This is a genomic window from Nonomuraea sp. CA-143628, assembly GCF_050942315.1.
Classification (GTDB): Bacteria; Actinomycetota; Actinomycetes; order Streptosporangiales; family Streptosporangiaceae; genus Nonomuraea.
Genome location: NZ_CP192072.1, coordinates 877,032 through 902,701 on the forward strand (window position 1 = coordinate 877,032; position 25,670 = coordinate 902,701).

Sequence of the window (25,670 nt, forward strand, 5' to 3'; positions counted from 1 at the left end):
ACGGTTGGTCGAAAGCCAACCGGGAGCTGGTAAGCTAAGCGAGTCGCAAAGCAAGAAGCAAGGTCCTGTAGAGCAGTTTGGAGTGCTCGCCACCCTGTCAAGGTGGAGGTCGCGGGTTCAAGTCCCGTCAGGACCGCTCGGGTCAGGTAGCTCAGTTGGTACGAGCGTCCGCCTGAAAAGCGGAAGGTCGGCAGTTCGACCCTGCCCCTGACCACCATTATTCACCAGCAGGAAAGCCCCGCCCATGATCACATGGACGGGGCATATTCGTGTCTGCGTGTCTACGGTTCCGGAGCGAGCGGAAGATCTCGTTTATCACCGTCGCGCCCTCCTGGCGGAAAGCGTCTTCGACCCGTTGAGGGTCGCGATCGGTCCGTCCGGTTCTCCCGTGGTCGGGCCGATGGCCGCTGCCCACCGGTTCGCCTGCGGTCTCATTGGGCGCTGAAGAGCGGCTGCCACACATCGCAGCGCGCTTCTCCCCGCGCAACTCTCCTTGAAGAGCCCGCGGAGCTCCTCGACAAACGTGACCAGTGGTGCCTGGCCCGGCCTCTTGGGTGCGCGCAAGGAGGAACTGCGGCACCACGGCGCCGGCCCGCACAAGGCCGATGACGCCGTCGCCACGTATCTGGGCGCCGAGCAGGACCTCGGACGGCTGCGATCGGAAACTGACCTCACCGCAGCCGCCGGACTGCTACTCGGTGCCTGCTCCCAGTACGCGTTCCTGAGCCACATGTCGCTGTCAGGGGACCGTGACGACGACGAGGCCGCGGATCAGTCGCCCGCAACCTCCTCCAGCAACTCGCCGAATGAGGTCGCGTGCTGGAGATTGGACTCGAACATGGCGGGATGAGCCGGGTACGGCAACGGACTGGAACGCGTTTCCGCGGGCCGCGACACCCGCTGACAACAAACCCCCGAGAATGGACGTCTGTATGCGTCAGCCCTGTACCGTACTCGTTTTCCTCTTTCGGACCATGGCAGGCCTGCCGGAGTATGCGGTCTTCCAGCGAGCGGATGATTCGTATTGGCAGAGCGTGAGCGGCGGAGTCGAGGAAGGCGAGGATCTGGAGACCGCGGCCCGTCGCGAGATCGCCGAGGAGACCGGCCTGACTGCAGGAGGTCCGCTGGTCAAACTCGACATGGTGAGTGGAGTGGAGAAAAGCTGCTTCGCGGCCGCCAAGTTCTGGCCCGAGAACGTCTACATCGTGCCCAAGCACTTCTTCGCCATGGACATCACTCGAGAAGGGGCCGAGATAGCGCTATCCCAAGAGCATCGCGACGTTCGGTGGCTGCGATACGAAGCCGCGTATGAGTCGCTGCGCTACGACGACGACAAGACAGCGTTGTGGGAGCTCGACCAGCGTATCCGCCGCGCAGACCTGCCAAAGGCACCATGAGGCATTCTGGTTCCGTGATCTGGACCGCTCCCCACGTCGCTCGAAGCGACGAGCCCTTTGTCGCCGACGAACGGGCCATGCTGGAAGGCTTCCTGAACTGGCACCGCAGCACTTTGCTGCACAAGTGCGCAGGGCTCACCGCGGCGCAATTGGCCGAACAGCCGCTCGCGCCATCCAAGCTGTCCCTGCTCGGCCTGGTCCGCCATCTTGCCGACGTCGAACGCACCTGGTTTCGCCGCCGCTTCGCCGATCAGTCATTACCAAGCCTCTACAGTCGGCCCGACACACCAGATGCCGCCTTCGACGAAGCAGATCCCGCGCGAGCGGCCGAAGACCTGGCCGCACTGACCGCCGAGCAGGACGCTGCCCGCCTGGAAGTCGTAGTCATCTGCCACAGGGGCTCACCGTCCTTCGTAACGCGCGATCGCCAGCGCGGCGCCGGCGGTGCTCGCGGAGGCCGCGATCGATGAACAGGCGCCGGTGAGCGAGGAGCCATCTCCTGCCGCACAGTGCGTTCTCAGGGAGCGGCAGGCCGGAGTGTACGAGCGGAGCCCCACCTGGAAGGGCCCTGGACCGCCGCTCACCAACGCCATGGCTACAACCTAACCCAACCTGTCTTAGCCTGTCTAAGGCATTCCTAGCAATAGCTGGTCTATGCCACTAGGTCCAGGGATACCTAGAGTCGTCCTGTGATGGAATGGGACCCACGGCTCTACAAGTGGGAGCAGATTGCTAACGTCGTCGCCGAACGCATCGACAGCGGCACCTACCCTGCGCTCACTTTGATCTCCGAGGTGAAGCTCCAGGAGGAGTTCGACGTCGCACGCGTCACGGTGCGCAAGGCGATGGAGGCCCTCAGAGAACGCGGGCTCATCACCACCAAGCCGGGCAAGGGCTCCATCGTGGCCCCACAGTAGCCACGCCTTACTCTTGGATTGCCACACTTCGGACGGCGCTCACAGGCCTCATCAGCCCATGACAACCAGCGACGTCTTCCTCATTGAGGATCACGGCAAAGATTGGGAAGGGCTCCGGTACTAGACGAGCGTCTACGGGAGCGACGACTACGCACCATCAGCAGTTGAGCGCGTGGCAGGCAAGCTCGGGCTTCGGCCGGTCGCGGCCCGCACCGCCATGCGCTGGCAGCACCACGACGGACAGCCAGAGCGAGAGAAGGCCGTTACGGAGTAGGCCAGACGGGGAGACAGGCCGCAGACAGTGGTCGTCAAAGCCATGACTTCGGCGGGATCACCAGCGCCGAGATGATCGTGAGAGACGTGATACGGGGCGAAGTCAGGTGTAGTCGGCGTACGCCAAATGGATCCCGCAGTTGCGGCACCTGAACAGATAACCAGTTGGGTTGCCATCCTTGTCGAGCGCAGCAAGGAATTCCTCTACCTGCCCGGACGACCATCCACCAGCGGATTCCTCGAAGCGCAGCATTTCCCGCGCATCCGGGTAAGCGACGAGCTCTGATGCCCCAACAGCGCCGAGGAAAGCAGCTCCGTCGCCGCAGTGGAACAGCCAACGGTTTCCCTGCCAGGTGTAGAAACCGGGGGTTCGGCGACTGATGATCTCGATCTTCTCCGATGGGACGTCGCTTGGAACGTCGTACACATCTACGAACATGGCGTCGAAGCGGGCTGCGAGGCTTCCGTCCGCGATGCACCAGGGGCATGGCTCACTGTCGAGAGACTCAACGCAGCAGACCGGCCCTGTATAGACGTATCCTCTCTGTCTCCCACAGCACACGCAGGCGGCATCAGATGCCTTCACGGATCCCGTATTGAGCGGGTCCGGGTGATAGGCGAAGTCGGGCAGCACGGCGGTAGCGTACAGAGCGGACCGGCAGAGGGCGAAAGGTCATGCTGCCGCAGGGCTTCCTCTCATCGGGGGTCTTACGGCGTGCGGCCTGGGGGCCGTCGCGGACGGCGGCGGGACACTGGGCCGGGCGTCGCACGCCTGCCGCGCCGTACCGATTGAAGGCTCCGACCGGGGTTGCCACACCGCCGCGCAGATACAGCCCTTACGATCGCCGCGGCGTGGTCGGCCGCCGTGCGTTGTTGGGGGCGATCGACGATCCAGGGTTCGTTCCTCACCCTGGCTCACGGAGCAAGGCGGCTGATCACCGATTAGGGCGTGGGAGGTTGTGCACTATGCGTGCCAAATTCATGACCCTTGGCTGAGGGATTCCACAGGGCGCTCGGGGCACTCCAAGCAGACGAACATGTAGAGCGATCCAGCGTCCTGGATCATGAGATCGGTGGGATTCTGCACTTCCGGAGGGGCGTGAGGGGTGAGCAGCGGACGCTCTTCGATGGGAGCCCAACGCTTGCCGCTCTCGATGTCGAGTTCCCAGCTCGCAATTGTCAGCAGGTGTGCCATCTCGTGGCCTCTGCCGCACTCGAACTGCACCGGATCCTGGATCCAGTCCACCCAGCCTCCAACCTTGCTCCCCGGAGCAGTTGAGAGGTGCGAGAAGTAGCTCCAGTCGACAGAGTTCGAGGCATCCTCTTCCCATGCCCAGATCCGATTCCTGAGCTCATCGGGAAGTCCCCAGCCAGCCGGATATTCCTCCACCCGCTCCGGCGACAGGACGCAAGCCGCAGGGAGATACGAGTCATCGCTGTCAGGATCTGGCTCGGGGGCCGCAATGAGCAGGCTCCCGACCTCTTCCGCCTTCCGCCAGCGCACGATCGTATGAGGCTGAAAGTACGGCTCGTGGTCGAGCGAGCACCACAACACCTGGAGGGTGTCGGTGTCATCGGGGAAGGGCAGCTCGGGAACATCTCGAGCGAAAAGCTGCATGACTGGGATCAGTGGAAGTGGATCCCAACCTTCCGAGGGGTCATGAGACAGCGGCTCTGGACAGATTGGCCAAGGCTCATCCGCAGGCCATAACAACGGCCCGCCCATGGAACTGTCGGTGATGGTCGGCTTTCCCCGACGCGGATGCAGTCGAATTGCGGTCCGGCGCTGACCTGCCAGTTCAGGGAAGACAGCCGCTACGTCGAACGGCGCCGAGGGCGTCGTCAACCCCATGCTCACCACTCCGATCGCAACAGACGACGTCGTAATGGCACACCGTAGAGCAGAGGACCGACAGAACGAATCCCTGTTCGCGCTGTGATCGTCGTGCCATTAGCGTGCCATCAACCGGGGTAACGAGGGGTCAACCACGGTCACTTACAACCGGTCTCAACCGCAGGCCAGCGCCTCTACGAGCCAAGAGCCTTACAATTCCCAAGCTGACAGCGCGGGTTCGATTCCCTCACTCGCGCCGCTCCCCCGAGGGGGAAGGTGATCGTCGCGTCCGCCTCGTCAGCGGTGTCCGGTTCGTATCCCGCCCATGCCGGGATCGTCATCTCGAACTCCGGATCCGTGATGCGATAGAAGGTCCCGTCGAAAGTGATCATCTGTCGTCCCTATCTGTAGCCGACGACTGTCTCGGCGACGATGGTGGCGATCACTTGGGAACTTACTGATCACAAGGTTCATACAGGGGTCAGCAGCCACCGGGCGAAGCAGCTCTCTTCGTCGAGCTGGGTGTACCAGCGCACCTTGAACCCGAAGGTTGTGTACGTCGTCGTTATCAGAAGGCCCGGATCGCCGTCGTGCGACGGTCGCCCGTGCACCGACGGCAGCGGTCCTGGTCGGGCAGGCACCAGGGCTTGCGAGTGGGGTCCGGTGCCGTCGCACGCGGCGCTGAACAAGGCGAGCTCGCCGCTGCCCACGATGAGCGGGGCACCGTCTTCATCGTCGCTGTCCGGGTGGCGGAGGGCCTCGGTCAGCACACGCGGGTAGTCAGGACCGGATGCCTGCACGATGGCGATGCCGCCGTCCTCTGCCTGGAAGACCTCCATCCAGCTGTCATCGCGAACGACTCCGTCGCCGCCGACGAGGGCTGCCCAGCCGGCTCCGACCGGGATGTTGGTGTCGTCCGGGCCAAGATCCACGATGTCGTCGTATTGGTTGTCGCTGAATCCATGCCACGCGCCTCGCAGTGAAGCGTCGACGGCGAGAAACGGATCGCCGTTCGTCCAGAGCCGGCCAGCATGCACCCACGGTCCTCGCACTGGTCCATTGTGGAGGAAAGCTCAGCGAAAGCCGCACGAAGATGACGCGGAGGGGTCGAGGGCTCGTGCAATATGCGTGCAATGATCTTGCTGGCGAACGGTTCAACACGCCCCACCGTCACAAATCATGCCTCCGGCGGGGGCTCCGGCACCGGGCGATCATCGCACAGGCCGCAGGGGAGAAGATGATTAAGCAGCGGAGTACTCGCCGGCGCGGATGGAGATCATCAAGAGTTGCAGTTTGGGCTGCCACTCACGGCTCGTATCTAAAAGTGCGCCTCAATCGAGGCCTCTGCCATCGTGCGATGACTCAATTAGGCTGACCAGCGCCACCGGTCGAGTTCGGTCCACTTTGCTTCGAGGGCGACGGCTAGTTGGCCCCCGAAGGCGACCGTTCCCTTGTGGGAGGCGAACGCGATCCAGGTAAGCGTGTCATCGCTCCACACGCCCTCAGCGCCGGTGTACTGAGGTTCGAACATTTCTACATCTACGAGGTAGTCCGCGCCGTACTCGCGCAGTTCTGTTATGCGGCCGCCGCTCATGTCGCGTACTGCGGCGCGCACCTGGGCGAGTCCCTGCTCGTCCGACATCGATGCCTCCGTCAGCACGAGGACGTCGGGTGGAGTTGGCTCGGCGAGCATGGGGTACCACGACCTGCTCACCAGCCCCCACCGCTGCTCCAACTGTTTCTGTCGTTCGAACGACTCGGCGGGCGCCAACACGCGTCGGTACGGCAGCGGTTCCACCGGAAGGTCGGCCCGCGTTACCCAGTCTCGCAGGGTCGACTGAAACAGCCGGCGTTCCTCGGCCATTGCCTTGGCCTCGGTCTTGTTTGATGCCGTTTGCGTGAACGGTGACTGGGCCGTTTCGGCGGCCTCGGATAGGGCGTCGACGAGGTCGGTGAACTCGGGCAGCCGGTCTGGATCGAGCCGCTCCACGTGTTCCAGGATCGCTGCGATCACGTTGTAGCGAGGGAAGATGCGCCAGGCTTCGCGACGGTAGTTGTACCCGAATGCGGACCGTCCCTGGTTGGGCAGTGCGGCGTACTTGTCGGTCAACTCGTCGTAGCGCTCCGTCAGATACCGACGTGCCGCCATGTGCAGCGTTACCGAGTCCATGCCACAAACTCCCCATGATTCAGCCGCCGGCGCACTCTGATGCCTGGCAACGGACGTCTTTAGTCCAGCAGCACCTGGCCCAGGCTCATGAAGCGATTATCGCTCCCAGGCGTTTTTGTGTTTGTGACAGCAACGTCACCCGCTTCCCTCCGGGGTCGTCCATGGCAGGCTGACAGGGGTGTGGTTACTTCCTTGGCCGGCGGCGAAAGATTCGGACCAGGGCACGGTGTTGCCCAGGGCACTTCGGACGGTTCGGGCCGTCGACACCGCCACGATGATCGAGCTGCTGCGTGAGACCTCCCGCTCGGCCGATTCTCGGGCCGTCGAGCTGGTGGCCTTTCATCTCGCGCCGGGAGGGACGCATTATGTGATCCCTTGGCCACGTAAGCCGTGGGAGGTGTCCGTCGAAGGCGGCATTTCCGCGGCCATGGTGCTCATGATGAACGACGGTGCGCTCATCATGAGCGGCCTTCACAGAGCTGTTCCAATGCCACGTTTCCGGCAACTTCTCAAGACGCTGTCACGGTGGGAGGAGTATCGGGTGGCGCTGCGTGCGAGGGGCATCAGGCGAGGCCGATGGGGAGACCGATACGGCACTGAGCCATCTGGAGCACATGCGCATGATCGCCGACGTGTGTCACAACCTGCCGGGCGATTTTCTGCCCAAGAGCCGCAGGGCCCGCGAGCGGAAGGCCATCGAGAGCCTCCGGTTCCACCTACGGGAACTCGATCCCGACGATCGTGCCGCTCAGTGGGTCGCGGAGCACCCGGAAAGTCAGGGGTTCGACTACGTTCGTGTTCTCCGCGATCGGATCAAATGGAAGCACGCTCGGTAGCGGCGTCACCGAGCGTGCTGACCTTCAGCCGTGAAGCTGGCCAGCTATCCGAGGGCGTCGCCCAGCTTGCGCAGGAGCGGCATGACGAATCGAGAGGTTCCCGTACGGATTGTGGGGGCGGGCAGGTCCCGCTACCCGGCAGGCCTGTCCGGTCTGCGTGACCTGATCAACCGGCGGCCGAGCAGGCCCAGGTAGAGCAGCCATCCGGCGGCCACCAGGGCGAGCGTGGCCACCGGCTGCCACCCGGGCAGCTCGGCGATCGACTGCCGGCATACCGCCATGGTGACCGGCACCGTGTACACGGCGAAGAATCCCAGGCCGAGCACCCGCCCGATCACCAGGAACCACGCGTACACACGCACGCTCAAGGGAGCCTTCGCCGAACGCGCCTTTCTGGCGAGCGTGGCCCGCAGGTGCGCTTGCGCGTCGGCCATGAGGTTCTTGTTTCCGCTGGCGTTGGCGACGGCGTAATAGACGTCGGTCCGCATGAAGAACATGAACTGCCAGGCGATCTGCGACAGGCCGATGGCCACGACCAGCCGTACGAGGGGGAGTTCGACGAAGTACAGCGTGCACGTCGCGGCGCAGGCGAGGAACCAGTCGACCCGCATGCCTGCCAGATACGCGCGGTAGCGCGCCCGCCTGGGCACTGCCCAGATGCCGGTGATCCTGGTCTGCGCGACGAGGAACTGCAGGCGAGTCCCGAGCGACAGCTCCGCCCGTACGCCCAGAGACCTGGCGGCGGAGATGTGGCCGAGTTCGTGTACCAGCACGAAGAGCCACGTGCCGGCCACGAACGCGACAGCGAACGAGAGGCTGTCGGACCACACCAGGGCCGACAGACTCGGCAGGATGCCAGGGTCGGCAATGGCGGCGGCGATGGCACAGGCGGTCAGCAGGATCAGCACAGCGTGCGCGGGTCTGGAGAAGAGCCAGGCCACGTGGTGTGGCCGAATCCGGTCCCACCGGTTCGGCGGCCGATCGGGACGGTTGAGCAGCCCCGCGCCGCCAAGCCCGGTGAGGAACGCGTCCACATCCACGTCCACACCCTGCTCGGTCAGCACCCGGGCACGCGCCTCCGCGACCGTTCTGGTGCCGTCAAGCGATGCGATGACGGCTGCCGCCACACCCGGCACGTTGACGAACGTCTCGCCGTTGCCTATCACGTAGTCGTCGGGTCCGTCGGCGACCACGGTAAGGAACGACAGATCGGTCTTCGGATGCAGCCCCGCGGACGTCACGCGCAGACCTCGCAGTCGTCCAGCCGGTCGAAGTCCCTGGCGGTGGCGGTGAGAGTGAGCAGGTCCAGCCAGAGGGTCCTGCCCTCGATCGCGGGCGCACCGGTGCCGGTCAGGAAGCGGATCACCTCCGAGGCGAGCATGCCCGACACGATCGCGCACAGCGGGCCGAACGACGGGATGGTCCGCCCGGCGTTGTCGGCGACCGGCAGGACGGTGGAGCCGTACCGCTCGGCGAGCGCGCGTTCCTGGCAGGTAAGGCAGCCGGTCTTGCCGGGTACGACCAGCGGCCCGATCAGGCCGGCGTGCTGGTTGAAGCCGCCGGTGACGAACGGTGTGCCCGCCTGGACGCACGCCTGGTTGACCCAACGGCGGATGTGCGGCTGCGGCGTGTCGACGGTGTTCACCACGAGATCGGCGTCGGTGATCACGTCCTCGGGGCCGGTGATGCGCCGCTCGACCTGCCGGACCTCCAGTTCGGGGCGGTGGTCGAGCAGCCTGCGGGCGGCGGCGGCCGTCTTGAGCTCACCGAGATCGCGCCTGGCGTAGAGATGCTGGCGGTGCAGGTTGCTGAGCTCCACCCGGTCGTCGTCCAGGATGGTCAGCCGGCCCACGCCGGAGGTGGCGAGCTGGAGGGCGACCTGGCCGCCGATCGCGCCGGCGCCGAGCACCGCGACGTGGCTGTCCGCCAGGTCGCCGAGTGCGGCGGCGGCCCGTTCGGCCGGGTGGAACATCGACAACCACAGCGCGAACCTGGACAGTGCGGCGTCGGCGGCCAGCGTGCCAAGGTCGGCGTCGGTGACGAGGATCCGGCTGGCGCGTAGTTGTTCGACGGCAGCGTCGATGTCCTCGGGAGTGACGTCGTCGATGAGGGCGTACAGGTCGCTCTGCTCGACGGGGGCCCGCGCGCACAGGCGGATCAGGCGGCGCAGCGGCGGCTGCGCGGGTTCCAGGATCTGGCCTGTCGGCGGGAGATCACCGAGCCGAACGCGCTCGCCGGCATCGTCGATGAAAAGGGGGAAGGCCGGATTCACTTGAATCCTCGGCATGGAAGCGACTCCCGGACGGTCCGAGGCAGGGCCTCCTGCGGGCGTGGGAGCTCCGCAGGAGGCCGCATGATGGTCAGCAGTTGGCGCCGGAGCTGGTGGTCTCGACTTCTTCGACCTTCTTGATCTCAATCGTCATGATGCAGTCCTTTCATCGATCTTGGACTTCCCTGGAAGGAAGGGACGCGGACGACGTTAGGAGTGGTCACTTCCGCTCTCCTTCTCCTTTTCTTCCATTGCGAGGGGGCCAAGCGGTTGGCAGTGCTGACAGCAACGTCACCATGTGCGGGTCCCTCGTTGAGTCTTGATGTACATCATCATGTACACTTCATGGCATGAAGGTGATGACCATGTCCGAATCGCGGGCCAACTACGCCGCCACGCTCGACGCCGTCATCGACGACCAGGAAGAAGTCCTCATCACCCGCCCCGGCGGAGAAGGCGTCGTGATGGTGTCGCAGCGCGAATACGAATCGATGCGCGAGACGCTCTACCTCATGGCCTCTCCGGTCAACCGCAGACGGCTGTCGGAGGCGGTCGCCCGTCTGGAGGCCGGAGGCGGAACCGTCCGCGAGCTGGCCGATGAGGACACCACCTCGTGAAGATCCTTTTCGACGAACTCGCCTGGGAGGACTACTGCTACTGGCGGAGAGAAGATCGACGCATCCTCAAAAGGATCAACCAGCTGATCACTGACATAGCCCGAAACGAGAACGAAGGCATCGGCAAACCAGAGCCGCTGAAGTACGAATGGTCCGGCTACTGGTCCCGGCGCATCACCTCAGAGCACCGGCTCGTCTACCGCGTCAACGACGACACCATCATGATCGCCGCCTGTCGCTATCACTATGAGAACTAGCGGCCGTCCGGCTGGCAAACCCCGGCATCCCGCCTCGTTCGGAGAGAGAAGCGCTCCTTTACCGCGTCGGTGTGAAGGACGAGACGATCAGCCAGGCGCCGGCAGCCGCGATCACGACCACGACGGCGAGTTCCTTCGTCCGTCCGAGCGTCATGCCTTTCGGTCGTCCGCCGATCATGCTTCGAGCCAGGTGGACGGTCCCGGCCCAGGAGATCCGCGGCCGAGGGCGCCAAGCGGCCGCCGCGACGAGGACGGCCGCGAGAAGCAGCTGCCACCGTACCGACTCGGCGAGCGTTATCTCCAAGTCGCTGATGTACGTCGCGACGTCGAGCAGCGGGAAGAGGAGAAGGGCCGTCGCGGCCGCGGTGCCGGCCACGCGTCCCCATCGGGCGGAAGCGGTGGCTCCCGCGGCCGCCGCCAATGCGACGAGGACGACCGGTAAGCCGATCCCGTCGGCCGTACCGGACCACCACGCGAGGCCGTCCAAGGACGAGTCCGGAAGCATGACGTAGGTGACTCCGAACACCCTCTCGTCGTCGTATGTGACCATGCAGCGGTGGAACATCGCCGCCCACGCCGCCGCCCCGACGGCACCCGCCCATAGGATGACCCCGTGCCGTCTCCGGGGCAGAGGTGAGCGGGCCGCCAGGAGCAGCGCCCCAGCGGCCACCGGATAACAGACGACCAAAGGCCAGGGCAGTACGAGCGCACGTTCCTGCCCGGTGCATGGGTCGGGGCCCGGCAGCAGAAGCGCGATGACGAGCCCGAACGCGAGCACGGTGCCGACCGCGGCGACGGCGGTGAGCATGGCCCGACGTGACCCGCGCAGGAGAAGGCCGGCCACGACGACCGGCAGCAGGAGAACGCCCCAGAACAGCAGTTCTCCCGGTACGTACTCCAGCGTGTACGGACCTTCCATCGGAAAGGGGGCCGAGCTTGTCGTAGAACAGAACCAGCCGACGCTCTGCCTGCCGACCCCGAAGGCCGTCAAGATCACTGGCCCGGACGCGGCCAGGACCGCGCCCAAGCGCAGCACCGCCGCCACCGGGGACGGCGCCGCTTCTGCCGCGGGTTCCTGCATTACGGCACCTCCGAAAATGGGTATGGGCCCGCGGCCCTCCTTGTCGAATAGTGAATTTAGCTGATCTAAGGCATCTTCGATTTGCGCCTATATAACTTGTGGGTATCGCCACTCGCGTTTACTCGTGACATTGCCGCCTCCCAAGGCGCATACTGCCGACAATCGGTGATTGCATGGCACACCGCAACGGGGTTTCGCATCAGGGGGTAACAGCGTGAAGGGCTTATCCGGCTTATCGGCGTTCATCGCAGCCATCACATTCAGCGTTTTATTCGTCACTTCCGGTGTATCCAGCGCCGCAACCGATCCCGGCTTCAGGCTGGATATGGGTAATCCCATTGTTCCGGCCGACCGGCCGCCTTCGCGGCCCACGGGCCTGACGGTAACCGCTCAGTACGCGAATGTCCGGCTCGATTGGTCGCCGTCAACCGACGACAACGGCGTCCGCGGGTATGAGGTGCACCGCTCGACCAGAGCGCGGTTCACACCGTCCGCCAGCACGTGGATAGGCGAGACACAAGGGGCCCAGAGCGTCACCTTCTGGGACGAGGGGATGCCCGCCGGCGTGTATCACTACCGGGTCGTAGCTCTGGACACAGCCTCGCAGAAGAGCCCGCCATCAGCCTCGGCGGCGGTGTCGGTGACCGTACCCGGTGATCCGCCCTCCGCGCCCGGCACGCTTTTCGCGGGTGGCCGTACGGACTCGGCCGAACTGCGATATGCCGTACCCACGGCTCCCCATGGCCTTAAGTACTTCCAGATCCACCGCTCGACCACATCAGGATTCACGCCGTCTCCGCGAACGCTGATCGCGAAGACGGGCCCGATCGTCTACTCGGACTATCGCCTCGAGCCCGGCACCTACTACTACCGGGTCATCGCCATCGACTACGCCGGCCAGGCGGGCGCTCCCTCCAATGAGGCCTCGGCGCGCGTTCCCGACCTGGCGCCCAGCATCCCGGTGGCAACCGCTGAGGGTGGCGCGGGCAAGGCCGTGGTCTCCTGGTCGGCGGCGGCCGACGACGACGGTGTGACCGAGTACGAGATCTACAGATCCCGCTCGTGGAATGGGGGAGTCGGCACAGGTTCGATTCTGATCGGCCGGGTCGCTGGGCTCACTCTGGTGGACACCGGATTGTCCGCAGGCCGTTTCTACTATCAGGTCCGCGCCATTGACACGGCGGGGCAGTACGGCGAACTTTCCTCGTCGGCTCCTGCCGATGTCACGGACTGTTCGGCCGCCGACTGCCTGGTCGCCGCCTACGGCATGAACGAGGGGTCCGGCAATGCCATCGGCGACTCGTCGGGAAAGGGTAACAACGGGACGACGACAGCGACCACCTGGGCCCCAGGTAAGTCCGGCAGTGCCTTGTCATTCACCTCGAACTCCAGCGTGGCCCAGGTGCCCCACTCCGATTCCCTGGGGATGGACGACGCTTTGACAGTGGAGGCGTGGGTCTACCCGACCCAGATCACCTGGTCGCATCCCATTGTGGAGAAGGGGGCGAACGGATCCGACGAATACGGGCTCTTCGCGGCGATGAGCAACACAGGGTCACCGCCCTCGGGCCCAGCGGCGCAAGTCGATCCGTATTACCCAGGTGTCAGCAGCACCGGCAGTCCGACCGTACTCCCGACGAACACGTGGACCCACGTCGCCTGCACCTTCGGCGGCGGCAGCCTCAGGGTTTACGTCAATGGCGTGCAGGTCGCGGAGACAACGGGCATCAATTCCATCGTGCCGAGCACGAACCCGCTGCGCTTCGGCCAGAACACCTACTACGGGATGTATTTCAAGGGCCTCATCGATGAGGTCCGGATCTACTCCACCACACTGACGGCCGCGCAGATTCAGGCAGATATGAATATCCCCGTCTGACGATTCGCTCTGTTCGGCGCCGCACCCCCGCGGCGCCGAACAAGAGCTCTGCTAGGGATTTTCCTGAGCCCGGTGACGGCCCAGCACCGCCGCGATGGGGACCGCCGCCGCCAGGCCGCTCAGCAGTACGGCGGCCAGCGCTCCCAGGATGGACGGCGCGTTGTCGAAGGCGAGACCGACGGCGGCGAGCGCCGGGCCCGCGTTGCGTACCGCCGCGACTCCGCCCATCGTGGTACGCCGTGCCGGTGGTCCGGTGGCCAGGGCCGTACCGAGGGCGAAGGCGAGGACGGAGAAGACGAAGCCCGCGAGCAGGCTGAGTGAGCCGATCAGCGCGACCACGTCACGCCAGTTGCCCACGAGCATGCCCACCAGCACGATCAGGAACGTCACGTTCGACGCCTTGGCGGCCACCGGCTGCCATGCCAGCGCCGTGGGCGCGGCGTAGTGTCGCACGATCAGTCCGACGGCGAACGGCACCAACTGGAGGACCACCACGGTCAGCATCAGCTTCGGCACGTCGAGTGCGACTCCGCCACCCACGTCGGCCGCCTGGAGGATGAGGTTCGCGGTGGGTCCGAAGGTGACGCTGCCGATGGCGGCCAGCAGGACCTGCATCGCCGCCCCCGCGACCACGTCCCCGGTCTGCACCATGCCGAGTTTCGCGCCGAACGGGCCGCCAGGGGAGGAGGCCGTCAGGAGCAGCGCGATGTACGCCGCCGCGGGCAGGCCGAACAGGGCGGCGACGCCCCAGCCGAGGAGCGGGATGGCGACCAGGTTGGCTACCAGCGCCAGGACGAGCAGCGGGACGTTCGCGAAGACGGCGCGTAGAGCCGGAAGTGTCGCGCCGAGACCGGCGGCGAACATGGTGGTCGCGATGAAGAGGACGGTGACGGCGTTGAGCAGCAGGTGCAGCGTGTTCATGAGGGTTCCCGGTCCTCGTGACAGAGCGACGTCGCTCCGCCCCGCAGTCAGTCGGTGAGGTCGCCCAGCCAGCGCAGTGCGGTCAGTCCTGGCATGAAGCAGTATTCGCCGCCGCGCGTGACGACGAATTGGGGTAGAGAGACCAGGCGTCGCCGTACGGGACGCCGGGGGATGGTGAAATCCCCGGAGCCCGAGCCGACGACCGGGTCCTTGGCGTCGCCCGCGCCGAAGAAGACGCCGTCGTTCATCCATTCGGACTGGACGAACTCGAACTGCCGCCCCAGATGCGCTCCCACGAAGGCGAACATCAGCCCCCGGTCGGCCCCGTCGTCTTCCAGGACCCCGTCCGGCAGCGGCGGGCCGTACGCCGTGCCGCGCCTGATCATGCGGTGCAGCCGCGGCACTCCGGCGACCGCGGCGTCACGAGGATTGCCCCGGCGGATGTGGCACCCGCCGGGGGTCGTGAAGCCGGCGGCGTCGTCCCGCTCGAACAGGAACACGTTGCTGCGCGTCCGGTCGGCCCCGAGAGCGGGGTCGTCGTGCAGAGGGCTGAGCGCCAGCGGGGCGCCGCTGCGCCAGCGTCCCATGATCTTCGCCGCCAGCAGCTCCTCGTCCGACGGATCGGTGGAGTTGTCCTTCAGGTACCGCCGGAACAGGGCGACGCGCTGGTGGAGTTTGCGGAAGACCACGTAGCTGCCGTTGCGCCCGAGCACGTCGGGCTGCGGGGTCTGGATGCCGCCGAGCTCATCGCGGTAGCCGAGGACGAACTCGCCGGCCTTCAGCGGCGTCTCCAACGGGTTCGTACCGGCTATGCCGCTGCCCTCGACGGCGGGATGGCTGATGCCGTCGCGGTAGCCGAAGGGTTCGGTCTCGGTGGGTAGCGCGTGGCAGTTCTGGCGCCAGATCGCCGTCACGCCGGGCAGGGCCTCGTACGCCGGCCGGGCGCGGTCGATGGCGGCCTCCAGCCGCGCGCTGTCCGGCGCGAGTGCCACCAGCACCACGTGGACGTCAGGCGTGCCGAGCGGAGGTTCCCAGTGTTCGGGGCTGCTGTCGCCGGTGTCGCCCAGCGCGTTGGCCCGCGCCGCCATGCCCTGCCGGAACTCCCAGGCGAAGGTGTCCAGCCATTCCGGCGGAACACCGAGCGCCTTGAGACCGTGACAGGTGAGCGCGACGCTGACCCAGGTCTCGCCGAGCGGGCTCACCGTGTCGGCCGCCGAGGTCACCACGGCGCCGACCCGCCGCATCAGCTCCCGCCCGTGGTCACGGTCGTCGATGCGGAACAGGATGTACGTCGCCGCGTACGGCGTCGGGCGAGGGCTGAGCACTCCGCGCTGGATGTCGTCGAGCTCCAGCTTGACGATGGTCATCTGAAACCTATTTCGCCGAGACGATGTTGTTCCAGAAGGCGCGCAGGCTCTCGTCGACGCCGAACAGCGAGCTGAAGATCGTGGTGTCGGCGAAGATCACGTCACCGGCCCGGTCACCGCTGGGCGGCATCCACAGGAACATGTTGAACTCGGTGTTGCCGGCCTCGGTGAACGGGTGCGGCCTGGACATGTCGATCGGCTGTCTGCCCAGCACGTGGATGACGTTCGGGTCGTCGGTGGTCACGGCGTAGTGCGGCAGGTGCATGTGGAAGTTGAAGCTGGACACGCCTTCCAGCCACCTCTTGGTGTCCAGATCCCTGGCGATGGACAGCGGGGCGCTCTTGCCCCCTTCCGTCACGGCGGGACGCAGCCCGTAGCGGTTCTCCACGGGCACTCCCAGGCCCGCCATCAGCGATCGGGTGTACCTTCCGAAGCGTTGCTGGCGGGGCACCAGCGCGTCGCCGTGATGGTGATACTCCATGTCGCGCACCGCCATGTCGTCCGACGCGCCGACGTCGTGATGCGGTCCCAGGGCCAGGCAGGTTCCCTCGCGGGTGAGGAAGTCGCGCACCGCCTCGATCTCGGCGGGTGTGGCGTCCTGCCCGGTGATCATGTGGTCCAGCCCCCACACGAACAGGGTGTCGGTGTCCGCGAGCACCCGTTCGTCCAGCGGGGTGTGGAAACCCGCCTGATCGACGCGTTGGTACACAGGCACGGGGTATCCGGTGGCCTCCTCGACGAACTGCTGGAAGGGCAGCCAGCCCCAGAAGAACAGCTCCAGCCCGCCCGCGATGCCCTGCTGGAACCGCAGCGGATCCGACCATTTCGGGTCCTCGTAGGCCGGCCACGTCACGCGCCGCACTTCGGTCATCGTGGAGAACCGGTTGTCCAGCTGGGTCACATCCCGGCCTGCCTCGGCGGGATAGCTCCACGCCACATAGATGCTCAGCCGGCGCCGGCCGGGGCTGTAGGGGCGCGGCACATGGTTCTGGTTGTAGGTGCGCGCGGTTCTGGACTCGCTCATCTCGTCTCCCCGAAAGCGCTGATGGATGTCCTCACAGAGCGCTCACTGCAGCTGGTCGAGCATCTCCGACATCGCGCTCTTGATCCGCAGAGCCTTCTTGATCTCGTCGGCGGTGACGTACGGGTACTCGCCGTACTCGATGAAGCTCGGGCAGTGGTGCTCACGGACGAATCTGATGAAGGCTTCGGGGTTGGTCTTCCAGTCCTCGGGGAAGCCCTCAAGATTCTCGAAGGCCGTGTTCACTCCCGCCCGGGTGAACAGGGCGATGGCGTCTTCGGTGTACTTGTCGAAGTCGGTGTCGAAGATGCCCTGGTACATGAAGCGCGTGTCGTCGTCGAAGAGCACCCAGCGCAGGTAGTGCAGCTTCAAGGGCGCGAGCAGGTCGGGGTCGGCCTCCAGCGCCTTGGCGAGGGTGTGGCCGTACTCGCGGATCGCGTCGGCGCGGCCGGGTTTGACCTTCGCGATGATGGTGAAGCCGTAGCACGCCGGGGTCCGCGGGTAGACAGGGCCGTATTTACCCTGCTCCAGGTGGTCGGTCTCTTTCGGGATGACAGCCGCCTGCGGCCTGATCTCCATGCCGATCCCCTCCGTCGTTCTACTGCTGGGGGAAGGCTAAAACCGGCTGAATGTCCCAATTGTCGCATAATGCGGCTTTTCGAGCCAGTCTGGACAGCGGGATCAAGCTTGATCCACATGGTATCAATGGACGATTCTTACGCTAGGGATCTCTCCTAGGTGTCGCTAGGGATTGGGCACTTCATGGTGTACCACTTCGCCGTTCTGGGCTCCGTTCAGGTCTACCCGGAAGGGACGCCCCAGACCCCGATCCATCTTCGTGGCAAGCCTCGGGCCGTACTGGCCACGCTGCTGCTCAACGCCAACACGGTGATCTCCCGAGACGGGCTGGTGGCCGCACTGTGGGATGAGCCGCCGGCCACGGCGGTGGCCAACATCCAGACCCACGTATGGCGGCTACGACGGGCGATCCCCGGTGGGGACCAGATCGTCAGGACCGAAGGGTCCGGCTACCTGCTGTGCGTCGAACGCGATCAGCTCGACGCGCTGATCTTCATTGACGCGGCGCGCGAGGGGCGGCTGGCCGTCCAGCGAGGCGAGCTGGCCGTCGCCGAGCGGGCCTTCGGCCGGGCGGTGGCGCTCTGGCGGGGCCGCCCCGCCGAGGACCTCGTGCTCGGTGACATGGTGACGCCCCGGATCGCCGAGCTGGAGGAGGAGCTTTACCAGGCGCGTTCTGACTGGATCGACGTCCGGCTGGCCCTCGGGCAGCATGACCAGCTGATCGGTGAGCTGCGGAAGATCGCGGACGCGCAGCCACTGCGCGAGCGTTTCTGGGGCCAGCTCATGCTCGCCCTGCACCGGGCCGGGCGACGGGGTGAGGCGTTGGACGCCTACCGGCGCGTACGGACGCTCCTGGTGGAGGAGCTGGGCGTCGAGCCGGGCACCGAGTTACGCCGGCTCCACACGAGCCTCCTGGAGGACCATGAGGCACCGGCCGCACCCGTTTCGGGGACAAAAGCGGTTCCCGACCTCACAACGTGGCACCACATCTGCCAGCTACCCGCGGACCTCGCTGATTTCGTGGGCAGGAGCGCAGAGTTGAAAACGATTACCACGACTCTGCGCGGCAGAGACTCCGCCGCCTCCGCGCCCATGATCGTGACTCTGTCCGGCGCCCCCGGCCTCGGCAAGAGCACCCTCGCGATCCACCTCGCGCATCTGCTCCGGCCCGCCTTCCCTGACGGCCAGCTCTATGTACGCCTCGGCGCGGCCTCACCCGCTCCGCGCGATCCCTGGCGCATCCTCGGGGAGCTGCTGAGAGCGCTCGGAGTGGACGGGAGCGCGCTCCCCGACACGCTCGAAGAGCGCGCCACCCTGTACCGGTCACGCCTCGCGGACCGCGAGATCCTCATCATCCTCGACGACGCGGCGGACGAGGCGCAGGTGTCGCCCCTGCTGCCGGGCACGGCGCGGGGCGCGGTCCTGGTGACCTCCCGCGCGCAGCTCGCCCTCCCCGGCGCTCAGGCGATCTCCCTGGACGTACCCGGCGAGGACGAAGCGGTGGAGATGCTCGAACGTACGGCCGGACAGGCCCGCGTGCGCGCGGAGCCGCAGGCGGCGGCGTCGATTCTCAGCTCCTGCGGCCGCCTGCCGCTGGCCATCCGCATCGCCGGGGCGAGGCTGTCCGCCCGGCCCGCCTGGCCGTTGTCCGACCTCGCGGTCCGACTGGAGGACACGCGCCGACGCCTCGACGAGCTGGCTCTGGGCCAGCAGACGGTTCGGGCCAACTTCGCCGTGAGTTATGACGCCCTCACCGACGTGGCGCGGCGGACGTTCCGGCTGCTCGGCCTGTGCGGCCTGGAAAGCGTGCCCGAGTGGGCGGCGGCGGCGCTGCTCGGGGAGTCCAGGGATGTGGCGGATCGCGCGCTGGAAACCCTGGTCGTCGCCGGTCTGGTGAACGGGCCCGAAGCCTGTGCCGCGGGCGGCCTGCGATACCGGCTGCACGATCTGTTGCGGGCGTTCGCACGGGAACAGGCCGAGGCGGAGGACAGCGAGACGCAGCGGCGCGCGGCCCTGCTCCGGCTCGTCAGGGAGAGCCTCGACCGGGTGACAGCGGCCGTCGGCGACCTCCCCCTGCCCTGCGCGCCCACGCCGAGCGCCGGCGAGTCCCGCCCGGCGGCAGGGGAGTGCGGCTCCGGGTGGCTGATGGAGGAGCGCGGGAACATGGTGGCGGTGGTCGAGCTCGCCGCCGCTTTGGACAGACCCGCCCTCGCGTGTGAGCTGGCGTACCATCTGACGGCCTATCTACGGATCCACGGCTTCTTCGACCAGGCCACCCGGGTGCACGATGCCGTCATCGCCGCCGCGACCCGGCTGGAGCTCACCCCCGCGATCTTGACCACCCGGCTGTTGCGGGCGGATCTCCTGGTGGAGCGCGGGATGTTCGGCGACGCGCTGCGGGAGTTCCAGTCCTTGCTGGAGCCGTTCGAGCGCTTGGGCGACCGGCACTCCACCGCGTACGCGCTCAGCGGCCTCGGCATCTGCCGCCATGTGTTCGCCGACTTCGAGGAGGCCCTGGACCGCACCACGCGCGCGGTCGACCTGTTCGAGGAGCTGGGCGATCACTGCGGGCTGCTCAGCGCCCTGATCCACCTGACCTCGATCCACCTTGAGCTCGGCCACCACGACCAGGCCGCCGAGGTCTGCCGTCGTGGGCTGGAGCTGGCGCGCGGCGCCCGCACCGCGTACCCCCGGGCGATCCTGCTCCGGGCCCTGGGCATCACCCACTACAGCAAGGGCGAGGTGGCGGAGGCGATCCGGCGCTATGAGGAGAGCCTTGAGCTCAGCCGGCGGGACGGCTATCCGATCATCACCACCATGACCGAGCGCCGGCTGGGGGAGGCCCTGGGCGCGGAGGGCCGGTTCGACGAGGCGGAGCGGACGCTCACGCACTGCGGGCGGAGCTTCGCGCGCTTCGGCGACACGTACGGTGAGACGCTCACGGCTTACGCCCTCGGGGAGGTCGCCTTCCGCCGTCATCGTCCCCAAGAGGCACTGCGGCACCTGACGCACGCGCTCGACGTACTGGGAGTACGGGAGATGCCGCTCTGGCGCGCCCGAGTCCTGCGTGAGATCGGCCGGGTCCATGCCGATCTCGGCGACCCGGACGCCGCCCAGGCCGTCTGGAGCGAGGCGCTGGCCATCTTCCACAGCGTCGACTCCGGGGAAGCGGCGGAGGTGAGCGCCTTCCTCGCCACCCTGCGGACGCGGCAGGTGGCCGCCGGGTGATTCAGCCGCCCGGCCGGGTGACTCGGGTGGCCGCCGGGTGACTCAACCGCCCGTTCCCCGTACGACCGGCACGGCCGTGACGCCCGCCTGCCGCGCCGCCCGCCGGGCCGCACCCGGCCCGGCCCCCGTCGCGACGACGGCACCTTCGTGCAGCGCGACCCAGGAATGCGCGTCGGCGGGGAGATCCTCCAGCGCCCGGGCGAGCTCGACTCGCCCCGGTCCGGCGCGCAGCGCGCGAGCCCGCTCGCGGCGTCGCCAGAACAGGTGCTGTCCCACGATCAGCGGCCCCAGCGGCAGAAGCAGCGGTACGAACTCCAGCTCGGTGAACAGCACGGCGAGCGTCAGGCCCAGCAGCAACGCCCCCTCGACCACGGCGGCCCACCAACCGGCGGTCCTGCCGTACGCCTTGGCCGCCACCAGCGGCCACACGGCCAGCATCAGGCAGTCGCCGAGACCGGCCAGGCTCGACACCGGTCCGTAGCCGGTGGCGAGTATCGGGGCGAACGGCAACCCTTCGACCCGGGACACGAAATCAGCCGTCAGAGAGCTCACCCCCGTGGCAAGGGCGTCATAGACGGTCAGGGCGGCGGCCAGCCCCGCCACGTGGGCGGCCCGCATCCCCGTCTGCGCCCACATGTTGGCGACCCCGACCGTGAGGAGGATCATCGTGAGGTCGTTGACGACGAGCACCGCCGTCTGCCATTGCGCGAAGTACGCGGCCACGTCCGCCGCGCACAGCAGGGCGGCCGCCAGCGCGGCGTTCCGGCCGCCCAGGAGCGGCGACAGGACGAGTTGCGACACGGTGAAGACGACCACACCGAAGATCGTGACGACGAGCCCGATGGGCATGTGCATGTAGGCGAACGGCATGGCGACGAGCGCCACGACCATGATCCAGATATCGGCCCAGACGAACCTGCCGACCGGCGGGCGTGGCATCGTCAGCCTGGCGAAGTAGCTCGCCGCGACACCCATGGTCAGCAGGATGAGCAGGTAGAGGACCAGCCCGCGCAGGACCGCCTCGGTCATCAGGGCGCTCATCGGACTCCCATCTCGGCGACCGCCTCCGCGGCCGCCCGCAGGGCCGACTTGCCTGTCCGGGCGGACTCGGTGGCCGTGAAGTGCTCGAACGTGTGCTCCCGCAGGTCCGCGCGGACCCGGCAGAGGCCGGGAAGCGCGGCCGGATCATCGACGAGCTCGATGCCCCGCAGGGGAAGCCCCAGGTCGGCCGCGCGCTCCTCCAGCCGGGACACCAGCGCGCGGTTCACGTTGCCGGTCACGGCGTGCAACACCGGTCCCGACCGGGTCTCCTCCAGCACGTATCGCGTCGGGAGCGGGATCTCGCGCTCCGCCTGGAGGAGGTCCAGCACGTCGCGCGTGGTGACGGACGAGGGTGACAGCCGGCCGAGGACCCGCGAGGTCGCCGGTACGGCGGCCAGCTCGCAGGCCGGCTGCTCGCCCTCGGGCAGCACTTTGACGATGTCGCCGGTGACATAACGGAGCAGCAGGGTCGTGTCGCGGTAGGTGGTGTACGGCGTCACCACCAGCACTCCGTGCGCTCCCGGAGCCGCCGGCCGGAAGGTCTCGGGATCGAGGACCTCGACGTGCCCCTGGTCGGTGGGGAGATGCAGGTGTTCCTGCCCGCAGACCTGGCCGCCCACGGGGGCGATCTCCGTCATCGAGTAGCTGTCCAGGACGCGAGCCCCGAACATGGCCTCCGCCCGCTCCTTCAGCGCGTCGGTGAGGACCTCGCCACCGGAGTGGATCTCTTCGAGGCCGAAGTCCTTCGCGTCCCAGCCGCCCCGCTCGGCCTCCTGGACCAGTGCCGCGAGGTACGAGGCCGTCGTGTTGAGGTGGGTCACCTGCGGCCGCTTGCCCGGGACGTGCAGCGGGACCGCCAACCGGTCCAGCGCGGCGCGGGGGGCCACGAGACCTACATGGAAGAAGGCCGCCCCGGTCATGGTCGCCGCCCGCTCGATGAGGATCTGGGCGATGGACCGCGAGGTGATGCAATTGGCCCAGACATGCTCGGAGCGGAGTCCACCGGCGAGCATCAGCGCCAAGGCCGACATGCCCGACATCAGGTCGATCTCGTAGCGGGAGAACCAGACCATGGTCGGCACACCGGTCGTGCCCGTGGTCTGGGCGAGTACGGCCGGGCGGGCCCCGTCCGCGACGAACGCGGACGGCAGGTCACGCAGCGCGGCCTTCGTCGTCGGCTCGATCGACGCCAGGGACTCCAGGGTGATGGATCCCGGGTCGATACCGTGCTGCTCGAACCACCGCCGGTAGTAGGGGGTGTCGCGGGCGGTCAACCGTAACGTCCGACGGAGCCGGCGCGTGGCGAGGTCCCGCTGCATCTCAGGGTCGGGCGCGGTCAGCATCTCGCCCGCGCCTTCACCGGGGGAGCCGAACTCCTCCAAGGTCGCGCGGAGGTCTTCGACCAGCGCGGTCACGTCCTTCACCCGGAACCGGCGGCCCGCCAGCATCGACCAGGCGTACCCCATCTGCCGGGCGGCTGTCCCGAACATCCTGTCCCATCCTTTGCGCGGTGGTCATGGAACACGACGGTCCCTGGGAGCCGGCACGCTCCCAGGAGCCGTCAGGTGGGACCGAGCCTCAGCCGTTGAGGCTGAACACGGCAGTGGAGAGGGCGCTGACGACGTAGCGCGCGTAGAACCTGACCGTCTTGACCATGACTTCTCCCTTCGTTCCTGCCCCGGGTAGGGGCCAGGAACGACTGTCGTCGCGGGGCCTACACGATCGCTACACGGCCGCTATCAGCGCAGGTCAGCGCTCTCCATCGCGCGCTGGACCGCGTCGAGGAGGGTGGCGGCTCTGCGGTCAGGTGTTCCTTCCTGAATGTGGTTCATGACGTAGCCGAACGCGAGGCCGCTCGCCGGGTCGGCGAAGCCGAGCGATCCGCCCATACCGGGAAACCCGAAGGCGGTCGGGGTGTACCAGAAGGCGTCGGGTGTCGGCAGGCCGAAACCGGTGCCGATCCGGACGGGTACCCGAAGAATGCGATCGACACCACTGACCTGCTCCGCGGTCGCCGCCGCCAAGGTCTCGGGGGAGAGGATGCGCCGCCCGTCGACCTCGCCGATCAGCGCGGCGTAGAAGCGGGCCAGCGCGCGGGCCGTGCAGATGCCGTTGGTCGCGGGCATCTCGGCGGACTGCTCGTCGGGGTCGTTGTGGTCCAGCGTGGGCGTGATGATGGTCAACAGAGACCGCACGGTCAACGACGTCGGATCGGTATAGGCCGCCATCACCTCGCGCATGGGTTCGGGAAGGGCGTCCAGGTCGATCCGGGCCAGCGCGTCCAGGTCGATCGGGGCGGCGATGATCCGGCTGACCCGATGCCGCTCGGTTTTCGGCAGCCCGATCCACAGGTCCAGGCCGAGCGGTCCGGCGATCTCCTCAGCGAGGAACGTGCCGAGGCTGCGGCCGCTCACCCGGCGGACGACCTCGCCGACCAGCCAGCCGTAGGTGTGGCCGTGGTAGCCATGGTCGGTGCCCGGCTCCCAGGATGGGCGCTGGGCCGCCAGCGCGGTCACCATCGGGTCCCAGGCGATGGCTTCCGCCGGGGTGATCGGGTGGTCGATCGTGGGCAGTCCGGCCTGGTGGGTGAGCAGCCAGCGGACGGGGACGCGGTCTTTGCCGTTCGCCGCGAACTCCGGCCAGTAGTCGGCGACGGGTGCGTCGAGGTCCAGCTCGCCGCGCTGGGCCAGCAGGTGCGCGCAGGCTGCGGTGATGCCCTTGGTGGTGGAATAGACGACCTGCAGGGTGTCGCGCTCCCAAGGGCGGCCGGTCTCGGGATCGGCGATTCCGCCCCACAGGTCGACGACCTTACGGCCGTGCAGGTAGACGGCCACCGCGGCGCCCACCTCCTGGCCGCCGGCCAGATTGGCGGCGAATGCCGTACGCACTCCTTCGAATCCTGGTGCGGTGCTGCCGCCGATTTCGGGCATGGGTCATCGCCTTCCGGTCTTGTGGTGTCGCCGGGAAGTGCTAGCCGCGCCACTTCTCGATGAGCCAGGCGCAGACTTCCGGCTCGGTCATCTCGGGAAACTCTTCGGTGAACGCGAGGAGGGCGCGCAGCGCCTCGCCCCGCTCCAGGCCGCGCGCCGCCGCGTGCCTGAGGTACTCCTGACGTGCGGCGGAAGGACGACCCCCGCCCGCGCCGCGGCCGGGCAGGCCGTTGCGCCACTGCGTTATTTCCGCCAGCCGATCAGCCCGCCAGCCGGGAACCCCGTCGATCTCGACGTCGGGCTCGGGAAACGGATGGGTCGAATCGCTCGGATAGCGGGAGCGCCATTTGTGCACCGCGTGCCGGCTCACCCCCAGCGCTTCGGCGATGCCGATACCGCCGAGGTAGTGCTCGGTCATGATGCACCAACTTCTCTGTCCGGCCTCCTTCGTGGATCTCATGACTACCACGCCTGAGGTGCTGTCCCGGGCGCGGGTGAAACCTTGTCTCTGCCAGAGACGACGATAGGCCAGTGCGGGGAACATCGTCAACGGCGGAGACGAAGTTTCCGCTGGCGCGGAAATTCGGGATGGAAGTCTTCGGCCGCATATGAGTGAGGCACCGCGCGTACCCTGGAAGGGAAGGTGAGGGACCGTGATGACCACACAACACCGGGACGCCGCGCTTTCCCCCTCAGAGCAGGCGACCATACGACAACTGCTCGACGCCGACCGTCAAAGGACCGAAACCCGCATCGCCGTGCTGGGCCATGACCGGGACGAGATGATCCAGTCGGCGGCGCAGTCGGCCTCCGACGACGAGCACGACCCTGAGGGGACTTCCACCGCCTTCGAGCGGGCCCACATCGAGGCCCTGCTCGACCAGGCCCAGACGCACCTCGTCGACCTGGACCTGGCCGTCGAGCGGCTGCACGACGGCACGTACGGGATCTGCGCGAAATGCGGGCAGCGCATCGCCATCGAGCGCCTGATGATCCTGCCGGCCGCCAAGATGTGCGTCGGCTGCGCCGCCCACCACCGCCACTGACCGGCGC

At 67.2% G+C, this 25,670-nt stretch carries 27 protein-coding genes and 2 tRNA genes; 13 read left to right on the forward strand and 16 right to left on the reverse strand.

Annotated elements, in window-relative coordinates; translation table 11 throughout:
- Nucleotides 1-61 precede the first annotated feature (61 nt).
- The 7 genes from ACQP2T_RS04220 (at nt 62) to ACQP2T_RS04250 (ending at nt 2,314) form a co-directional block, all read left to right on the forward strand.
- A tRNA-Asp gene (locus ACQP2T_RS04220) sits at nt 62-136 on the forward strand.
- Nucleotides 137-140: 4 nt separating this feature from the next.
- Nucleotides 141-217 (forward strand) — tRNA-Phe (locus ACQP2T_RS04225).
- 27 nt (nt 218-244) lie between these two features.
- Nucleotides 245-445: a serine dehydratase beta chain gene (locus ACQP2T_RS04230; protein ID WP_433514881.1), complete on the forward strand. Its 201-nt coding sequence runs from the start codon at nt 245-247 to the stop codon at nt 443-445.
- A 78-nt stretch (nt 446-523) separates the two neighbouring features.
- The gene (locus ACQP2T_RS04235; protein WP_433514882.1) at nt 524-850 is read left to right on the forward strand and encodes a TetR/AcrR family transcriptional regulator C-terminal domain-containing protein; all 327 of its coding nucleotides are present in this window, start codon (nt 524-526) and stop codon (nt 848-850) included.
- Nucleotides 851-974: 124 nt separating this feature from the next.
- Nucleotides 975-1,397 carry an NUDIX hydrolase gene (locus ACQP2T_RS04240; RefSeq protein ID WP_433514883.1) on the forward strand — a complete coding sequence of 141 codons (423 nt, stop codon included), beginning with the start codon at nt 975-977 and terminating at the stop codon, nt 1,395-1,397.
- 14 nt (nt 1,398-1,411) lie between these two features.
- The gene (locus ACQP2T_RS04245; protein ID WP_433514884.1) at nt 1,412-1,867 is read left to right on the forward strand and encodes a DUF664 domain-containing protein; all 456 of its coding nucleotides are present in this window, start codon (nt 1,412-1,414) and stop codon (nt 1,865-1,867) included.
- A gap of 222 nt (nt 1,868-2,089) precedes the next feature.
- Complete coding sequence (locus ACQP2T_RS04250; RefSeq protein ID WP_433519707.1) at nt 2,090-2,314, forward strand: GntR family transcriptional regulator; 225 nt, start codon at nt 2,090-2,092, stop codon at nt 2,312-2,314.
- Nucleotides 2,315-2,690: 376 nt separating this feature from the next.
- Here ACQP2T_RS04250 and ACQP2T_RS04255 read toward each other — a convergent pair whose 3' ends face one another.
- From ACQP2T_RS04255 to ACQP2T_RS04275, 5 genes are all read right to left on the reverse strand, one after another.
- Nucleotides 2,691-3,221: a CbrC family protein gene (locus ACQP2T_RS04255; protein WP_433514885.1), complete on the reverse strand. Its 531-nt coding sequence runs from the start codon at nt 3,219-3,221 to the stop codon at nt 2,691-2,693.
- A gap of 345 nt (nt 3,222-3,566) precedes the next feature.
- Complete coding sequence (locus ACQP2T_RS04260) at nt 3,567-4,445, reverse strand: DUF1963 domain-containing protein (protein WP_433514886.1); 879 nt, start codon at nt 4,443-4,445, stop codon at nt 3,567-3,569.
- A gap of 170 nt (nt 4,446-4,615) precedes the next feature.
- Nucleotides 4,616-4,813: a hypothetical protein gene (locus ACQP2T_RS04265; protein ID WP_433514887.1), complete on the reverse strand. Its 198-nt coding sequence runs from the start codon at nt 4,811-4,813 to the stop codon at nt 4,616-4,618.
- A 78-nt stretch (nt 4,814-4,891) separates the two neighbouring features.
- Nucleotides 4,892-5,458 (reverse strand): hypothetical protein, encoded by a 567-nt coding sequence (locus ACQP2T_RS04270; RefSeq protein WP_433514888.1) that lies wholly within the window; start codon nt 5,456-5,458, stop codon nt 4,892-4,894.
- Nucleotides 5,459-5,787: 329 nt separating this feature from the next.
- Nucleotides 5,788-6,591, reverse strand: coding sequence for a hypothetical protein (locus tag ACQP2T_RS04275; protein ID WP_433514889.1), 804 nt, complete (start codon nt 6,589-6,591; stop codon nt 5,788-5,790).
- Nucleotides 6,592-7,211: 620 nt separating this feature from the next.
- Between ACQP2T_RS04275 and ACQP2T_RS04280 the strand changes: the two genes are divergently transcribed.
- On the forward strand, nt 7,212-7,427 hold the full coding sequence (locus ACQP2T_RS04280) for a hypothetical protein (protein WP_433514890.1): 216 nt from the start codon (nt 7,212-7,214) through the stop codon (nt 7,425-7,427).
- Nucleotides 7,428-7,558: 131 nt separating this feature from the next.
- On the opposite strand, the gene ACQP2T_RS04285 is transcribed toward ACQP2T_RS04280, so the two are convergent.
- Nucleotides 7,559-8,668: a hypothetical protein gene (locus ACQP2T_RS04285; RefSeq protein ID WP_433514891.1), complete on the reverse strand. Its 1,110-nt coding sequence runs from the start codon at nt 8,666-8,668 to the stop codon at nt 7,559-7,561.
- A complete protein-coding gene (locus ACQP2T_RS04290; RefSeq protein WP_433514892.1) occupies nt 8,665-9,714 on the reverse strand; it encodes a TOMM precursor leader peptide-binding protein in 1,050 nt (349 codons plus the stop codon). The genes ACQP2T_RS04285 and ACQP2T_RS04290 overlap by 4 nt, the downstream gene beginning before the upstream one ends.
- A 332-nt stretch (nt 9,715-10,046) precedes the next feature.
- Here ACQP2T_RS04290 and ACQP2T_RS04295 point away from each other — a divergent pair, with 332 nt between their 5' ends.
- Nucleotides 10,047-10,313, forward strand: coding sequence for a type II toxin-antitoxin system Phd/YefM family antitoxin (locus ACQP2T_RS04295; protein WP_090771165.1), 267 nt, complete (start codon nt 10,047-10,049; stop codon nt 10,311-10,313).
- Complete coding sequence (locus tag ACQP2T_RS04300; RefSeq protein ID WP_433514893.1) at nt 10,310-10,570, forward strand: Txe/YoeB family addiction module toxin; 261 nt, start codon at nt 10,310-10,312, stop codon at nt 10,568-10,570. Before ACQP2T_RS04295 ends, ACQP2T_RS04300 begins: the two co-directional genes overlap by 4 nt.
- A 58-nt stretch (nt 10,571-10,628) precedes the next feature.
- Here the strand turns inward: ACQP2T_RS04300 and ACQP2T_RS04305 are convergent, their stop codons facing one another.
- A complete protein-coding gene (locus ACQP2T_RS04305) occupies nt 10,629-11,651 on the reverse strand; it encodes a hypothetical protein (RefSeq protein ID WP_433514894.1) in 1,023 nt (340 codons plus the stop codon).
- Nucleotides 11,652-11,865: 214 nt separating this feature from the next.
- On the opposite strand from ACQP2T_RS04305, the gene ACQP2T_RS04310 reads away from it, so the two are divergent.
- Nucleotides 11,866-13,530, forward strand: coding sequence for a LamG-like jellyroll fold domain-containing protein (locus ACQP2T_RS04310; protein ID WP_433514895.1), 1,665 nt, complete (start codon nt 11,866-11,868; stop codon nt 13,528-13,530).
- A gap of 51 nt (nt 13,531-13,581) precedes the next feature.
- On the opposite strand, the gene ACQP2T_RS04315 is transcribed toward ACQP2T_RS04310, so the two are convergent.
- From ACQP2T_RS04315 to ACQP2T_RS04330, 4 genes are read right to left on the reverse strand one after another with little or no spacing between them, the layout of a single operon-like run.
- On the reverse strand, nt 13,582-14,451 hold the full coding sequence (locus ACQP2T_RS04315; protein WP_433514896.1) for a bile acid:sodium symporter: 870 nt from the start codon (nt 14,449-14,451) through the stop codon (nt 13,582-13,584).
- 47 nt (nt 14,452-14,498) lie between these two features.
- Nucleotides 14,499-15,818: a Dyp-type peroxidase gene (locus tag ACQP2T_RS04320; RefSeq protein WP_433514897.1), complete on the reverse strand. Its 1,320-nt coding sequence runs from the start codon at nt 15,816-15,818 to the stop codon at nt 14,499-14,501.
- Nucleotides 15,819-15,825: 7 nt separating this feature from the next.
- A complete protein-coding gene (locus ACQP2T_RS04325) occupies nt 15,826-16,842 on the reverse strand; it encodes a hypothetical protein (RefSeq protein ID WP_433514898.1) in 1,017 nt (338 codons plus the stop codon).
- Nucleotides 16,843-16,884: 42 nt separating this feature from the next.
- Nucleotides 16,885-17,418, reverse strand: a complete 534-nt coding sequence (locus ACQP2T_RS04330) for a hypothetical protein (RefSeq protein WP_433514899.1) — start codon at nt 17,416-17,418, stop codon at nt 16,885-16,887.
- Between the two features lie 159 nt (nt 17,419-17,577).
- Here ACQP2T_RS04330 and ACQP2T_RS04335 point away from each other — a divergent pair, with 159 nt between their 5' ends.
- Entirely contained in the window at nt 17,578-20,646 is a 3,069-nt protein-coding gene (locus tag ACQP2T_RS04335; protein ID WP_433514900.1) for a BTAD domain-containing putative transcriptional regulator, read from the forward strand.
- A gap of 42 nt (nt 20,647-20,688) precedes the next feature.
- Here the strand turns inward: ACQP2T_RS04335 and ACQP2T_RS04340 are convergent, their stop codons facing one another.
- The 4 genes from ACQP2T_RS04340 to ACQP2T_RS04355 all read right to left on the reverse strand — a co-directional run bounded on the left by ACQP2T_RS04340 (nt 20,689) and on the right by ACQP2T_RS04355 (nt 25,035).
- Entirely contained in the window at nt 20,689-21,687 is a 999-nt protein-coding gene (locus ACQP2T_RS04340) for a hypothetical protein (protein WP_433514901.1), read from the reverse strand.
- Nucleotides 21,684-23,177, reverse strand: coding sequence for a phenylacetate--CoA ligase family protein (locus ACQP2T_RS04345; RefSeq protein ID WP_433514902.1), 1,494 nt, complete (start codon nt 23,175-23,177; stop codon nt 21,684-21,686). Before ACQP2T_RS04345 ends, ACQP2T_RS04340 begins: the two co-directional genes overlap by 4 nt.
- 249 nt (nt 23,178-23,426) lie before the next feature.
- Nucleotides 23,427-24,617, reverse strand: a complete 1,191-nt coding sequence (locus ACQP2T_RS04350) for a serine hydrolase domain-containing protein (protein ID WP_433514903.1) — start codon at nt 24,615-24,617, stop codon at nt 23,427-23,429.
- Between the two features lie 40 nt (nt 24,618-24,657).
- Entirely contained in the window at nt 24,658-25,035 is a 378-nt protein-coding gene (locus tag ACQP2T_RS04355; protein ID WP_433514904.1) for a hypothetical protein, read from the reverse strand.
- Nucleotides 25,036-25,273: 238 nt separating this feature from the next.
- On the opposite strand from ACQP2T_RS04355, the gene ACQP2T_RS04360 reads away from it, so the two are divergent.
- On the forward strand, nt 25,274-25,663 hold the full coding sequence (locus ACQP2T_RS04360) for a TraR/DksA family transcriptional regulator (RefSeq protein WP_433514905.1): 390 nt from the start codon (nt 25,274-25,276) through the stop codon (nt 25,661-25,663).
- Nucleotides 25,664-25,670 lie beyond the last annotated feature (7 nt).

What these genes read in the sequence shown, in the direction of transcription:
- ACQP2T_RS04230 (WP_433514881.1), top strand. Translation starts at nt 245, where the DNA reads ATGATCACATGGACGGGGCATATTCGTGTCTGCGTGTCTACGGTTCCG.
- ACQP2T_RS04240 (WP_433514883.1), top strand. Translation starts at nt 975, where the DNA reads ATGGCAGGCCTGCCGGAGTATGCGGTCTTCCAGCGAGCGGATGATTCG.
- ACQP2T_RS04250 (WP_433519707.1), top strand. Translation starts at nt 2,090, where the DNA reads ATGGAATGGGACCCACGGCTCTACAAGTGGGAGCAGATTGCTAACGTC.
- ACQP2T_RS04265 (WP_433514887.1), bottom strand. Translation starts at nt 4,813, where the DNA reads ATGATCACTTTCGACGGGACCTTCTATCGCATCACGGATCCGGAGTTC.
- ACQP2T_RS04275 (WP_433514889.1), bottom strand. Translation starts at nt 6,591, where the DNA reads ATGGACTCGGTAACGCTGCACATGGCGGCACGTCGGTATCTGACGGAG.
- ACQP2T_RS04280 (WP_433514890.1), top strand. Translation starts at nt 7,212, where the DNA reads ATGATCGCCGACGTGTGTCACAACCTGCCGGGCGATTTTCTGCCCAAG.
- ACQP2T_RS04290 (WP_433514892.1), bottom strand. Translation starts at nt 9,714, where the DNA reads ATGCCGAGGATTCAAGTGAATCCGGCCTTCCCCCTTTTCATCGACGAT.
- ACQP2T_RS04295 (WP_090771165.1), top strand. Translation starts at nt 10,047, where the DNA reads ATGAAGGTGATGACCATGTCCGAATCGCGGGCCAACTACGCCGCCACG.
- ACQP2T_RS04305 (WP_433514894.1), bottom strand. Translation starts at nt 11,651, where the DNA reads ATGCAGGAACCCGCGGCAGAAGCGGCGCCGTCCCCGGTGGCGGCGGTG.
- ACQP2T_RS04315 (WP_433514896.1), bottom strand. Translation starts at nt 14,451, where the DNA reads ATGAACACGCTGCACCTGCTGCTCAACGCCGTCACCGTCCTCTTCATC.
- ACQP2T_RS04320 (WP_433514897.1), bottom strand. Translation starts at nt 15,818, where the DNA reads ATGACCATCGTCAAGCTGGAGCTCGACGACATCCAGCGCGGAGTGCTC.
- ACQP2T_RS04325 (WP_433514898.1), bottom strand. Translation starts at nt 16,842, where the DNA reads ATGAGCGAGTCCAGAACCGCGCGCACCTACAACCAGAACCATGTGCCG.
- ACQP2T_RS04330 (WP_433514899.1), bottom strand. Translation starts at nt 17,418, where the DNA reads ATGGAGATCAGGCCGCAGGCGGCTGTCATCCCGAAAGAGACCGACCAC.
- ACQP2T_RS04340 (WP_433514901.1), bottom strand. Translation starts at nt 21,687, where the DNA reads ATGAGCGCCCTGATGACCGAGGCGGTCCTGCGCGGGCTGGTCCTCTAC.
- ACQP2T_RS04345 (WP_433514902.1), bottom strand. Translation starts at nt 23,177, where the DNA reads ATGTTCGGGACAGCCGCCCGGCAGATGGGGTACGCCTGGTCGATGCTG.
- ACQP2T_RS04350 (WP_433514903.1), bottom strand. Translation starts at nt 24,617, where the DNA reads ATGCCCGAAATCGGCGGCAGCACCGCACCAGGATTCGAAGGAGTGCGT.
- ACQP2T_RS04355 (WP_433514904.1), bottom strand. Translation starts at nt 25,035, where the DNA reads ATGACCGAGCACTACCTCGGCGGTATCGGCATCGCCGAAGCGCTGGGG.
- ACQP2T_RS04360 (WP_433514905.1), top strand. Translation starts at nt 25,274, where the DNA reads ATGACCACACAACACCGGGACGCCGCGCTTTCCCCCTCAGAGCAGGCG.